Raw genomic sequence first — 12,164 nt, 5'->3', positions numbered from 1 at the left:
GGGGACCCGTATGAAACTCGTCTTCGCCGGAACACCGCAGGTGGCGGTTCCGTCCCTACAGGCCCTGATCGACTCCGACCACGAGGTCGCCGCCGTCGTCACCCGCCCCGACGCCCGCTCCGGCCGCGGCCGCAAGGTGGCGCCCAGCCCGGTCGCCGAACTCGCCGAGAAGGCCGGCATCGAGGTCCTCAAGCCCGCCAAGGCGGGCGACCCCGACTTCCTGGCCCGGCTGGCCGAGATCGCCCCCGACTGCTGCCCGGTGGTCGCCTACGGCGCGCTGCTGCCCCAGGCCGCCCTGGACATCCCCCGCCACGGCTGGGTCAACCTGCACTTCTCCCTGCTGCCCGCCTGGCGCGGCGCCGCCCCCGTCCAGCACGCCGTCCTGCACGGCGACGACGTCACCGGGGCCTCCACCTTCCGGATCGTCAAGGAGCTGGACGCCGGACCCGTCTACGGCACCTTCACCGAGGCGATCCGCCCCACCGACACCAGCGGCGAACTCCTGGAGCGGCTGGCCGACACGGGCGCCGGGCTACTGGTCCGCACGATCGACGGCATCGCCTCGGGCGAGCTCTCCCCGGTCGAGCAGCCCGACGCCGAGGTCTCCTACGCCTCCAAGCTGGAGCCCGCCGACGCCGAGGCCGACTTCACCGCCCCGGCCCAGCGCGTCGACCGGCTGGTGCGCGCCTGCACGCCCGCCCCCGGCGCCTGGACGACCTTCCGCGGCGCCCGGCTCAAGCTCGGCCCGGTCGTCCCCGTCCCCGACGCCGACACCCCGGCCCTGGACCCGGGCCGCCTGCACGCCGACAAGAAGCAGGTCCTGGTCGGCACCGCCACCCACCCGGTGCGGCTGGGCGAGGTGCAGCCCCAGGGCAAGCGCGCGATGAACGCCGTGGACTGGGCCCGTGGCGTGCGTCCCACCGCGGATGACCGCCTGGGCGACTGAGCTGCCGTAGGCTCGGGACCGGGTGGGGCCGCGTCCCGCCCGGTCACGTCCTTCAGGTCCAGGAGCAGCACACGTTGAGCGAGCAGTCCCGATCCCCGTACCGCCGTCCCCGCCGCGGGCCCCACTCCGGCGGGGCACGGTCCGGCGGGACCCAGGGCGGTGCCGCCAAGGCCGGCGCGCCCCGCGACCCGGCCCGCCGGGTCGCCTACGACGTCCTGCGCGCGGTCCAGGACCGCGACGCCTACGCCAACCTGCTGCTGCCCTCCCTGCTCAACGAACGCGGCATCGCCGGGCGCGACGCGGCCCTGGCCACCGAGCTGACCTACGGCACCCTGCGCCGCCAGGGCACCTACGACGCGATCATGGAGACCTGCGTGGACCGCACGCTCGCCTCCGTGGACGCCGAGGTGCTGCCGCTGCTGCGGCTGGGCGCCCACCAGCTGCTGTCGACCAAGATCCCGCCGCACGCCGCGGTCAGCGCCACCGTCGACCTGGCCCGCCGGGTGGTCGGCCAGCACCGGGCCCGGTTCGCCAACGCGATCCTGCGCAAGGTGTCGGCCCGCGACCTGGACGAGTGGACCGGGGTCATCGCCCCGGACCGCGCCGTCGACCCCAGCGGCTACCTGTCGGTGGTGCACAGCCACCCGCGCTGGATCGTCAAGGAGCTGGCCCGCGCCCTGGGGGAGCGGTCCAAGACCGGCCTGGTGGAGACCGAGCGCCTGCTCGTCGCGCACAACGAGCGCCCCAAGGTGACCCTGGTGGCCAAGCCGGGCCGCGCCACGGTCGAGGACCTGGTGGCCGCCGGTGCCGAGCCCACGCCGTACTCGCCGTTCGGCGCGCGCCTGCCCGAGGGCGACCCGGCGGCGATCCGCGAGGTCCGCCAGGGCCGCGCCGCCGTCCAGGACGAGGCCAGCCAGCTGGTGGCGCTGGCCCTGACCCGGGTCGACGTGCAGGGCCGCGACGAGCTGTGGCTGGACATGTGCGCGGGCCCGGGCGGCAAGGCGGGGCTGCTCGCCTCGCTGGCCGGGCGGAGCGAGGCGCGCCTGGTGGCCTCGGAGGTGCAGCCGGCCCGCGCCGGGCTGGTCGCCCGCGCGGTGCGCCGCGCCCCGCGCGACGCCGGCCGGGCGATCGCCGCCGACGGCACCCGGCCCGCCTGGCGCCCGGGGACGTTCGACCGGGTCCTGGTGGACGCGCCCTGCACGGGCCTGGGCGCGCTGCGCCGCCGCCCCGAGGCGCGCTGGCGGCGCACCGAGGACTCCGCGGCCGAGCTCGCCCCGCTCCAGCACGACCTGCTGCTGAACGCGGTGGAGTCGGTGCGGCCGGGCGGTGTGGTGGCGTACGTGACGTGCTCGCCGCACCTGGACGAGACCGATGTGATCGTGCGCCGGGTGCTGGACGAACGCGACGACCTCACCCTGCTGCGCGCCGCCGACCTGCTGGACGAGGTGCCCGGCCTGGCCGCCGGGGAGGACGGGAGGTACGTGCAGTTCTGGCCGCACCGGCACGGCACCGACGCCATGTTCCTGGCCCTGCTGCGCCGCGACTGAGCCTGCCCACCCGTGGCGCCCCCGAGCGGGGCGCCACGGTCATCTCCGGCAAAACCGGACAAACCATGATCTACATCGTCAAGTCGGGGCGCTTGGCGAGGACTCCCCAGGTCCGACCGCACGCCCCGCCCCGGGGCCCGCGGTCGGCCTGGCTACACTGCCAGGCGTGGCAATCCAGATCTCACCCAGCATCCTCAGCGCCGACTTCGCGCGCCTGGCCGACGAGGCCGCCGCCGTCCCCAACGCCGACTGGCTGCACGTCGACGTGATGGACGGGCACTTCGTCCCCAACCTCACGCTCGGCCTGCCCATCGTCGAGTCCCTGCTCAAGGCGACCGACACCCCGGTGGACTGCCACCTCATGATCGAGGACCCCGACCGCTGGGCCCCCGCCTACGCCGAGGCCGGGGCGGGCAGCGTCACCATCCACGCCAAGGCCGCCAACGCCCCCGTGCGCACCCTGCGCGAGATCCGCCGCCTGGGCGCCCGCGCCGGACTGGCCCTCAACCCCGCCGAGCCGATCGAGCCCTACGCCGACCTCGTCGGCGAGATGGACATGCTCCTGCTCATGACCGTCGAGCCCGGCTTCGGCGGCCAGAGGTTCCTCGACCTGGTCCTGCCCAAGATCCGCCGCGCCCGCGAGATCCTCGACAGCCGCGAGGCCTCCGTCTGGCTCCAGGTCGACGGCGGCGTCGGCGATGAGACCATCGAGCGCGCCGCCGAGGCCGGCGCCGACGTGTTCGTCGCCGGGTCCGCCGTCTACGGAGCCCAGGACCCCGCCAAGGCCATCGACTCCCTGCGCGCCCAGGCCGTCGAGGCCGCGGGACGCCGGTAACGATCCCGGCGCGGCGCCGGTGTGCGGCTGGTCACACCGGCGCGGAACCCCCTAAGCTTGCGCCCCGTAGTCGTCGATTCAGCTTGGTCGCGGCTCCGTCTTCCCCCCGCGCGGCGCGGACCGGGGGAGCGGCGCGGCGTGAGCGCGTTGCCAGGCCCGGACATCCGGAGTGCTCGTTTTGAACCTGGACGTGCTGTGGGACGCCGAGACCATCCCCATCCGCTGGCTCCAAGGAGTGGGGGACTGGGCCGTCCTCCCCCTGACGGCGGTCACCGGACTCGGCTCCCAGGTCTTCGTCATCGTCCTGCTCGCCCTGATCCTGTGGTCGGTGAACCCCGGGCTCGGCGCCCGGCTGTTCATCGCCTGCGTCGGCAGCGGGGTGGTCAACCACCTGCTCAAGGGCCTGGTGTTCGGCTCCCGCCCCTCCTGGTACGACGCGCGGATCGCCGCGCACGCCTCCCAGGGCAGCTTCGGCATGCCCTCCGGGCACGCCCAGAACGCCACCGTCCTGTGGGGCTACCTGGGGATCAGGTCCGGGCGGCGCGGCCTGCCGTGGGCGGCGGCCGGGATCATCGCCCTGGTCTGCCTGTCCCGCGTGTACCTGGGCGCCCACTTCATCAGCGACGTCGTGGTGGGGGTGCTGCTCGGCGCCGCCGTCCTGTGGGCGTTCCTGCGCTGGGAGGACCGGGTGCTGGCCTGGTGGCGCGGGCTGGACGCCCGGCGCTGGGTGCCCGTGGCCCTGGCCGTGTCCCTGGTGCCCTGCGTGATCGGCGCGGTGTGGCGGTACACGGCGGGCGCCGGCTGGGAGGTCCCGGCGGAATGGATCGGCGCGACCCCGATCGACCCGGCCGGGCACACGCTCGACAACCTGTTCATGCTCTCCGGCGGGCTGCTCGGCGGCCTGGTCGGCCTCACCCTGCTGGACCGGCGCGGCTGGTACAGCGCGGAGGGGACCGTCCCGGCCCGGGTGGCCCGGTTCGTGCTGGGCATCTCCGTGGTGGTCGCGGTGCTGGCCTTCGACGAGGTGGTGTTCGGGGGCCTGGCCGGGCTCGCCGGAGCGGTCTCGTCCTACCTCGTCTACGGGGCGATCTCGTTCTGGGCGGCCTTCGGCGCGCCGGAGCTGTTCCTGCGCAGCGGTCTGGCGCGGCGCCCCGCCACCCCCGGTGAACAGGGGGAACGCAGCGGCGACAACGCGGGGGAACCGGCCGACGACGCGTCCGATGCATGATCCCCATCACACGGACTAGGCGTCCCTGCTACCGCGGCGTTAAGATCGTGGTCGTCTCAGACATCAGTTGAGAATGCGTGCTCCGGGGTCGGTGAAAGTCCGAACCGGCGGTGACAGTCCGCGACCCGGCCGAGTCCATCGGCCGGTTGAACCGGTGGAATTCCGGTACCGACGGTGAAAGTCCGGATGGGAGGCAGCACGCGTCGGGACGGTCTGTGCGCCGTGGTGCCCCCGTGCCCGCGGCCCTTCGCCGACCCGCCGTGGACGCACGTTCCACACACGCCCCGGAGCCCCACCAGGCGAAGGAAGGCAAGGGCGTGTTCACAGGAATCGTGGAAGAGCTCGGCGAGGTCGTCTCCCTCACCCCCGCGGGCCCCGCGGGCGAGGCCGTGCTGCTCACCGTGCGCGGCCCCCGGGTCTCCTCCGACGCCGGCCACGGCGACTCCATCTCCGTCAACGGCGTGTGCCTGACCGTCGTCGACCGCGGCGAGGGCACCTTCACCGCCGACGTCATGAAGGAGTCCCTGGACCGCTCCTCCCTGGGCTCCCTGGCCGCCGGCTCCCCGGTCAACCTCGAACGCGCCGCCCGCGTCGACTCGCGCCTGGGCGGGCACATCGTGCAGGGCCACGTGGACGGCACCGCCCGCCTGCTCTCCCGGAATCCGGGTGACAACTGGGACGTTCTACGGTTCGAGCTGCCCGCCGGGCTGTCCCGGTACGTGGTCGAGAAGGGGTCGATCACGGTCGACGGCACCAGCCTGACCGTGTCGGCCGTCAGCGACCCGGGCGCCGCCGAGGAGTTCTTCGAGGTCAGCCTCATCCCGGAGACCCTGCGCGCCACCACCCTGGGCTCCCTGGCCGTCGGCGCCACCGTGAACATCGAGGTCGACGTCGTCGCCAAGTACGTCGAGCGCATCACCGCCGTGGCCGCGGCCGAAGACCGCGCCTGATCCCTTCCGGGGCGGACCCGTGCGGCCGCCACCGATCCCACACCACCCACCGACACCTGGAGCGGGAATGACCGTCACCGACACCACCCCGGCCGCGACCGACGCCGAGCGACCCGTGGTCCTCGACCCGATCGAGGACGCCATCGCCGAATTCGCCGCCGGCCGCGCCATCGTGGTGGTGGACGACGAGGACCGTGAGAACGAGGGCGACATCATCTTCGCGGCCGAGCTCGCCACCCCCGAGCTGCTGGCGTTCATGATCCGCTACACCTCCGGCGTGGTCTGCGTGCCCATGGAGGGCCCGGACCTGGACCGCCTCGACCTGCCGCTGATGACGGCGCGCAACGAGGAGAGCCTGCGCACCGCCTACACCGTCACGGTGGACGCCCGCGAGGGTGTCAGCACCGGCATCTCCGCCGCCGACCGGGCGCACACGATCCGCCTGCTGGCCGCCGGGGGCAGCCGCCCCACCGACTTCGTGCGCCCCGGCCACATCCTGCCGCTGCGCGCCCGCCCGGGCGGCGTGCTGGCCCGGCGCGGCCACACCGAGGCGTCGGTGGACTTCGCCCGGCTGGCCGGGCTGCGCCCCGCCGGGGTGCTGGCCGAGGTGGTCAACGACGACGGCACCATGGCCCGGCTGCCGCGGCTGCGCGAGTTCGCCGACGAGCACGGCCTGAAGCTGGTGTCGGTGGAGCAGCTGGCCGCCCACCGGCTGGCGCTGGGCGAGTCCCTCACCGAGGACGAGGCGCACCCGCCGCTGGTGACCCGCCTGGTGGAGACCCGCATGCCCAACCGGCACGGCGAGTGGCGCGCGGTCGGGTTCAAGGGGGCGACCGACGGCGCCGAGCACGTGGCCCTGGTCATGGGCGACCTGGGCGAGGGCACGGACGTGCTGGTGCGGCTGCACTCGGAGTGCCTGACCGGCGACGCGTTCGGGTCGCACCGCTGCGACTGCGGCCCCCAGCTGGACGCGGCCATGGCCGACATCGCCCGCGAGGGCCGCGGGGTGCTCGTCTACCTGGGCGGCCACGAGGGCCGCGGCATCGGGCTGCTGCACAAGCTGCGCGCCTACGCCCTCCAGGACGAGGGTGTGGACACCGTCGACGCCAACCTGCGGCTGGGGCTGCCGGCGGACGCCCGGGAGTTCGGCGCGGGGGCGCAGATCCTCACCGACCTGGGGGTCTCCTCGGTGCGGCTGCTGTCCAACAACCCGGACAAGGCCCAGGGCCTGGAGCGGCACGGGGTGCGCGTCAAGGAGCGGGTGCTCATGCCCGCGTTCCTCACCCCCGACAACGCCGCCTACCTGCGGACCAAGCGCGACCGGATGGGGCACGACCTGTCCGTCGCCACCGACTGATCGAGCACGAGACGACTGGGAGACAAGAAGCGATGAGCGGTGAAGGACGCCCGCAGGGGCAGCGGATCGACGCCCCCGGCATGTCGGTGGGCATCGTGGTGACCCGGTGGAACGCGCCGATCGTGGAGCCGATGCTGGCCAACGCGCTGGCGGTGGTCAAGGAGTCGGGCGCCGCCGAGCCGGTGGTGGTCACGGTGGCCGGGGCGGTCGAGATCCCGGTGGTGGCCCAGGAGCTGGCCCGCCGCCACGACGCGGTGATCGCGCTGGGCGCGGTCATCCGCGGCGGCACCCCGCACTTCGAGTACGTGTGCCAGTCGGTGACGCAGGGGCTCACCGACGTGGCGCTGCGCCAGTCCACCCCCGTGGGCAACGGCGTGCTGACCTGTGACACCCTGGAGCAGGCGCGGGACCGCGCCGGGCTGCCGGGCAGCGTGGAGGACAAGGGCGCCGAGGCGGCCCTGGCCGCGCTGGAGGCGGCCGTGGTCCTGCGCGGACTGCGGAGCTAGGCGGGGGTAGTACGGGTGCGGACGAGGGAACAGACCGTGGACGAGGCGGCGCGGCGGCCGGAGGGGCCCCGGGTGTGGCGTCCCCGGGCGGTGCGGGCGGTCGCCTACGGGCTGGGGCTGCTGATCGTGGCCACGATGGTCGTCCTGGCGTCGATGCTGCCGGCCGACTGGCGGTTCATGGACCGGGTGCTGCTGGTGGGCGTGGGCCTGGCGATCGCCGCGACCCTGCACCTGCTGGCCCGGCCCCGGCTGGTGGCTGGCCCGGACACCGTGACGGTGGTCAACAGCATCCGCACGCACGTGCTGTCGTGGGCGGAGATCGTGGACGTGCGGATGCCCGAGGGCGAGCCGTGGCCGTCGGTGGACCTGTCCGACGGGACGACGCTGGCGGTGATGGGCATCCAGAGCGCCGACGGCGACCGGGCCCGGGCCGCGCTGGAGGAGTTCCGGGAGCTGCTGCACCAGCGCGGCGAGGCCGCGGAGCCGGACCGGGACTGACCCCCGTTCGCGCCGCTCCCCGGGGTTTGTGCGAACGTCTAACAGGAGCCTTCGTTTCTTGACGGAACGGAGGCTCCCGCCATGCCGGGGGCAGCGCATAGTTTGGTGGTGAAGGCCACAGAACGTGGAGAGCCGACCGGGAGCGGGGTGCCGCGTGCGCGATATCCGAGAGGCCGTGGCGGAGATGTACGCCTCGGGGGAGAGGTTCGCCGTCGCGACGGTGATCGACACCTTCAAGAGCGCTCCGCGTCCGGCCGGGGCGGCGATGGCGGTGAGCGCCTCGGGCGAGGTCGTCGGAAGCCTGTCGGGGGGCTGCGTGGAGGGCGCGGTCTACGAGGAGGCGATGGAGGCGATCCGCACCGGGGTCCCGGTGCGCCGCACCTACGGGGTCGCCGACGAGGACGCCTTCAGCGTGGGCCTGACCTGCGGCGGCACCCTGCACGTGTTCGTGGAGCCGGTGGACCGAGAGCGGTACCCCTCGCTGGGTTCGGTGCTGGGCGCCATCGACGAGCACCAGCCGGTGGCGGTGGCCACCGTGGTGGCCGACCCCTCCGGGCGGGACCGGGTGGGGCGGCGCCGCATCGTGTGGCCCGGGCACGCCGAGGGCGAGGTGGGCGGCGACCGGCTGACCGCCGCCCTGGACGACGACGTGCGCGGCCTGCTGGCCCAGGGCACCACCGGCCTGCTGCACTACGGGGCGGACGGGCAGCGGCGCGGCGACGAGCTGGAGGTGTTCGTGCAGGCGTTCGCGCCGCCGCCGCTGATGCTGGTGTTCGGCGCGATCGACTTCGCGGCGGCCGTCGCCCGGATGGGCGCGTTCCTGGGCTACCGGGTGACGGTGTGCGACGCCCGCCCGGTGTTCGCCACCGCCAAGCGGTTCCCCGCCGCCGAGGAGGTGGTGGTCAAGTGGCCGCACGTGTACCTGGACGAGGTGGCCGACCGCATCGACGAGCGTACGGCGATCTGCGTGCTCACCCACGACCCCAAGTTCGACGTGCCGGTGCTGACGGCGGCGCTGCGCACCCGCGCCGGGTACATCGGCGCGATGGGGTCGCGGCGCACCCACGACGACCGGATGGAGCGGCTGCGCGAGGCGGGCCTGTCCGAGGAGGAGCTGGCCCGGCTGCACTCGCCGATCGGCCTGGACCTGGGGGCGCGGACCCCGGAGGAGACGGCGGTGTCGATCGCCGCCGAGCTGGTGGGCTCCCGGTGGGGCGGCAGCGGCCGCGCGCTGAGCGAGACCACCGGCCGGATCCACCGGGACATGGCCGTGGAGCCCTTTGTTCCGGCCGGATTCGGTCACGTCGACAGGTGAACCGAAAACCGGGGGCGGGGGAAACCGCAGGTTGTGTCCGGGCGCCGGACCGGTTCTGGAAAAGTGTCGGGACCGGGTTCCGCGGGCGGCCGGTGCGCGGAGCCCGCGCGTGGCATCATCGCGTCATGGGAAGCGGCGAGGGGGAACACGGCCGGGTGGCGGGTCTGCTGCTGGCGGCCGGATCCGGGAGCAGGCTGGGGCGGCCCAAGGCACTGGTCGAGGTCGGCGGCGAACGCCTGGTCGACCGGGGGGTGCGCACCCTGCGCGCCGGCGGCTGCGCACCCGTCGTGGTGGTGCTGGGCGCCGCGGACACCGCGGTCCCCGACGCCTGGACGGTGCTCAACCCGGAGTGGGCCTCGGGGATGGGCTCGTCGCTGCGGGCCGGGATCGACGCCCTGCCCGACGGGGTCGACGCGGTCCTGATCTCCCTGGCCGACCAGCCGCTGGTCACCCCCGAGGCGGTGGCGCGCCTGGTGGCGGCGCACGCCGAGGGCGCCCGCGCGGCGGTGGCCACCTACCGCGGCAACCAGCGCAACCCGGTGCTCATCGGCCGCGAGCACTGGTCCACGGTGCACGCCATGGCGGTCGACGACGTGGGGGCGCGCCCGTTCCTGCGCGCCTACTCCCACGTGGTCACCCCGGTGGCCTGCGACGACGTCGCCAGCCCCGAGGACATCGACACCGAAGAGGACCTGTCGCGGCTGCGCGACCTGCTGCGCAGCTGAGCCGTCAGGAGGCCGCCGAGGCGGTGATCCCGAAGACGTGCCGGGTGGTCGCGCCGGGCTCCAGGACGATGAGGCCGGTGCCGGTGGCGAACGCGTTGGGCGGGCAGGTCATGGGCTCCACGGCCAGGTGGGCGCGGTGGTCGGCGCCGGTGAGGGTGTCGGAGCTGAACAGTTGGAGGTAGCCGAAGGTCTCGTCGCACCACACCGAGATCCGGTGGTGCGGGCCGTCCACGTGGGTCCAGGCCCGGCCGTCGGCGTCGCGCCCGCCGATGACGAACGCGGTGTCCAGGACGGTGTCGCCGAGCCCGCGGCCGGGGGGACGCAGGTCCAGGTCGGTGCCCTGGACGGGGACGGGGTCGCCGACCGGCAGCAGGTCGGCGTCGGCGGGCAGGTGGGCGGCCACCGGCGCGCTCACGGTGAGCTCGCCGCGTTCGGCCAGGTCGCGCACGGGTTCGCCCAGGTCGAGGTAGGGGTGGAAGCCCAGCCCGAACGGGGCGGGGGAGTCCCCGGCGTTGCGGGCGGCGGTGGTGACGGTGAGGCCGTCCCCGTCGAGCCGGTAGGTCACGTCCAGCGCCAGCGGGAAGGGGTAGCCCGCCTCGGCGCGCAGGTCCAGGTGCAGTTCCGCCACCTGTTCGGACACGCGCACGGGCGTCCAGTCCCGGTCGTGGACCAGGCCGTGGATGGCCGACCCGGTGGCGGGGTCGTTGACGTCCAGCCGGTAGTCGTTCCCCTCGAACCGGTAGCGGCCGCCGCCGATCCGGTTGGGCCAGGGGGCGAGCACCTGCCCCTGGAACGCGGTGGGCGCGCCGGTGTAGGGCCACACCAGGTCCTTCCCCCGCCACGTCAGCGCCTGGAGCGCGGCGCCCTCGGTCGCGACGCGCGCCGCGAACTCCCCCGAGCGCAGTTCGATGGTCTCTCCCACGTGCGGCCCTTCCCTCGTACCCGGTTCCCCGCCACCGTCCGGTGCTTTGCCGAACCGGGCGATCCTAGCCGACCGGCCCCGCCCGCACGGTGCGGACGGGGCCGGTGGGGGACTTCCGGTCCCCGGGGCGGTTCCGGCGGTTCCAGCGGTTCAGAGGGTGCGCAGGAGGCGCACGGCGACGGCGGAGACCCACAGCATCGCGGTGATCGCCCCGGCGGCCAGGGTCAGCGAGCCGAGGGCGCCGCCGGTCATCGCCCAGCCGTCGCCCAGGAGCAGGGCGGTGCCGGCGGCCACGGAGAGCGCGGCGCGGGTGCGGTCGCCGGTGCGGGCGAAGTGTCGGGCCAGGACGTAGCAGGCGGCGATCAGCGCGGCGAAGGAGAGCGAACCGGCGGCCATGTGCGCGAAGGACGTCCATCCCAGCGCGGCGGGCATCCCCGCGGGGGTGCCGACCGGGAACCCGTCGGCCGGTTCCATGACGAACACTCCTGCCGCGACCATCCCCACGCCGTAGGCGGCGACGAGCCGGGGCGTCCAGACGCCGCCGGGCGTCCCGGCCAGGGCGCGGCGCAGGCCCACGGCCCCGGCGACGGCCAGCAGGCCCGCGACGACGAAGTTCGCGATCTGGAGCCAGCCGAGGTCGCCGTTGCTCAGGGCGCTCAGCGGGTGGCGGGTGAGGTCGAACCCCTCCCGGCCCAGGGCCTGGGCCAGGGAGAGGGCGCTCCACAGCGGTCCGGCGACGGCGGCGCTCAGGAGCAGGGGGCGGGTGCCCTGCCGCGTGGCCGCGGTGCGGGCGGCGGAGGCGGCGCGGGCGGCGGTGGGGTGCGGGGCGGCGGTCATGATCGGTGTCCTTCCGGTGCGGTGGTGTTCTCACCTCCACGTCGCGCCACCGATGTGACAGGGAACGCTGGCATTCCCTGTCACATCGCCCGAACGATGTAGAAGTGTTCACAGCCGACGCAAGAGATCACGAGACGAGGAGCACCCCGTGCGATTCCTGATGCTGAGCCACCCCTCGGAGAACGCCCGCACCGACGAGGGCCTGTACGTGGAGATGGCGGCGTTCATCGAGGAGCTGACCGCCTCCGGGGCCCTGGTGGCCACCGGTGGCCTGGAGCCCGGCGGGATCCGGATGGCCTCCCGGGGGGACGAGATCACCGTCACCGACGGCCCCTTCACCGAGAGCAAGGAGGCCGTGGCCGGGTTCGCGCTGGTCGACGTCGCCACCAGGGAGGAAGCGCTGGAGCTGACCCGCCGGTTCCGCCGGATCGTCGGCGACGGCGAGAGCGTCATCCGGCAGGTCTTCTCCTGACCGCCCCGGACCCCGCGGCACCGCCC

General features: G+C 74.5%; 13 protein-coding genes and 1 riboswitch. Of the genes, 11 read left to right on the top strand and 2 right to left on the bottom strand.

The genetic code is table 11. The features are described from left to right. Nucleotides 1-10: 10 nt before the first annotated feature. From fmt to ACJOT3_RS07230, 10 genes are all read left to right on the top strand, one after another. On the top strand, nucleotides 11-946 hold the full coding sequence (gene fmt / locus ACJOT3_RS07275; RefSeq protein ID WP_406970125.1) for a methionyl-tRNA formyltransferase: 936 nt from the start codon (nucleotides 11-13) through the stop codon (nucleotides 944-946). Nucleotides 947-1,020: 74 nt separating this feature from the next. Beyond that, nucleotides 1,021-2,493 (top strand): RsmB/NOP family class I SAM-dependent RNA methyltransferase, encoded by a 1,473-nt coding sequence (locus ACJOT3_RS07270; protein WP_406970123.1) that lies wholly within the window; start codon nucleotides 1,021-1,023, stop codon nucleotides 2,491-2,493. A gap of 166 nt (nucleotides 2,494-2,659) precedes the next feature. Next, nucleotides 2,660-3,328 (top strand): ribulose-phosphate 3-epimerase, encoded by a 669-nt coding sequence (rpe, locus tag ACJOT3_RS07265; RefSeq protein WP_406970121.1) that lies wholly within the window; start codon nucleotides 2,660-2,662, stop codon nucleotides 3,326-3,328. A gap of 169 nt (nucleotides 3,329-3,497) precedes the next feature. Continuing rightward, a complete protein-coding gene (locus ACJOT3_RS07260; protein WP_406970119.1) occupies nucleotides 3,498-4,556 on the top strand; it encodes a phosphatase PAP2 family protein in 1,059 nt (352 codons plus the stop codon). Nucleotides 4,557-4,629: 73 nt separating this feature from the next. Then, a riboswitch (FMN riboswitch) is annotated at nucleotides 4,630-4,760 on the top strand. Between the two features lie 113 nt (nucleotides 4,761-4,873). Then, nucleotides 4,874-5,506 (top strand): riboflavin synthase, encoded by a 633-nt coding sequence (locus ACJOT3_RS07255; RefSeq protein WP_406970117.1) that lies wholly within the window; start codon nucleotides 4,874-4,876, stop codon nucleotides 5,504-5,506. A gap of 67 nt (nucleotides 5,507-5,573) precedes the next feature. Continuing rightward, the gene (locus ACJOT3_RS07250) at nucleotides 5,574-6,863 is read left to right on the top strand and encodes a bifunctional 3,4-dihydroxy-2-butanone-4-phosphate synthase/GTP cyclohydrolase II (RefSeq protein WP_406970115.1); all 1,290 of its coding nucleotides are present in this window, start codon (nucleotides 5,574-5,576) and stop codon (nucleotides 6,861-6,863) included. A 32-nt stretch (nucleotides 6,864-6,895) separates the two neighbouring features. After that, nucleotides 6,896-7,369 carry a 6,7-dimethyl-8-ribityllumazine synthase gene (gene ribH, locus ACJOT3_RS07245; RefSeq protein WP_406970113.1) on the top strand — a complete coding sequence of 158 codons (474 nt, stop codon included), beginning with the start codon at nucleotides 6,896-6,898 and terminating at the stop codon, nucleotides 7,367-7,369. Between the two features lie 36 nt (nucleotides 7,370-7,405). Further along, a complete protein-coding gene (locus ACJOT3_RS07240; protein ID WP_406970165.1) occupies nucleotides 7,406-7,867 on the top strand; it encodes a PH domain-containing protein in 462 nt (153 codons plus the stop codon). A 154-nt stretch (nucleotides 7,868-8,021) separates the two neighbouring features. Continuing rightward, on the top strand, nucleotides 8,022-9,182 hold the full coding sequence (locus ACJOT3_RS07235) for an XdhC family protein (protein ID WP_406970111.1): 1,161 nt from the start codon (nucleotides 8,022-8,024) through the stop codon (nucleotides 9,180-9,182). Between the two features lie 155 nt (nucleotides 9,183-9,337). After that, nucleotides 9,338-9,907: a nucleotidyltransferase family protein gene (locus ACJOT3_RS07230; protein ID WP_406970163.1), complete on the top strand. Its 570-nt coding sequence runs from the start codon at nucleotides 9,338-9,340 to the stop codon at nucleotides 9,905-9,907. A 4-nt stretch (nucleotides 9,908-9,911) separates the two neighbouring features. On the opposite strand, the gene ACJOT3_RS07225 is transcribed toward ACJOT3_RS07230, so the two are convergent. Continuing rightward, entirely contained in the window at nucleotides 9,912-10,829 is a 918-nt protein-coding gene (locus tag ACJOT3_RS07225; protein ID WP_406970109.1) for an aldose 1-epimerase family protein, read from the bottom strand. A 150-nt stretch (nucleotides 10,830-10,979) separates the two neighbouring features. Further along, a complete protein-coding gene (locus tag ACJOT3_RS07220) occupies nucleotides 10,980-11,666 on the bottom strand; it encodes a DUF998 domain-containing protein (RefSeq protein ID WP_406970107.1) in 687 nt (228 codons plus the stop codon). A gap of 148 nt (nucleotides 11,667-11,814) precedes the next feature. On the opposite strand from ACJOT3_RS07220, the gene ACJOT3_RS07215 reads away from it, so the two are divergent. Then, nucleotides 11,815-12,138 (top strand): YciI family protein, encoded by a 324-nt coding sequence (locus ACJOT3_RS07215; RefSeq protein ID WP_406970105.1) that lies wholly within the window; start codon nucleotides 11,815-11,817, stop codon nucleotides 12,136-12,138. Nucleotides 12,139-12,164 lie beyond the last annotated feature (26 nt).

It is taken from the genome of Nocardiopsis protaetiae (assembly GCF_045446735.1).
GTDB classification, from domain to species: domain Bacteria; phylum Actinomycetota; class Actinomycetes; order Streptosporangiales; family Streptosporangiaceae; genus Nocardiopsis; species Nocardiopsis protaetiae.
Note: the sequence above shows the minus strand (reverse complement) of the source record. Positions and strands in the feature narration are given on the sequence as shown.

What these genes read in the sequence shown, in the direction of transcription:
- ribH (WP_406970113.1), top strand. Translation starts at nt 6,896, where the DNA reads ATGAGCGGTGAAGGACGCCCGCAGGGGCAGCGGATCGACGCCCCCGGC.
- fmt (WP_406970125.1), top strand. Translation starts at nt 11, where the DNA reads ATGAAACTCGTCTTCGCCGGAACACCGCAGGTGGCGGTTCCGTCCCTA.
- ACJOT3_RS07250 (WP_406970115.1), top strand. Translation starts at nt 5,574, where the DNA reads ATGACCGTCACCGACACCACCCCGGCCGCGACCGACGCCGAGCGACCC.
- ACJOT3_RS07220 (WP_406970107.1), bottom strand. Translation starts at nt 11,666, where the DNA reads ATGACCGCCGCCCCGCACCCCACCGCCGCCCGCGCCGCCTCCGCCGCC.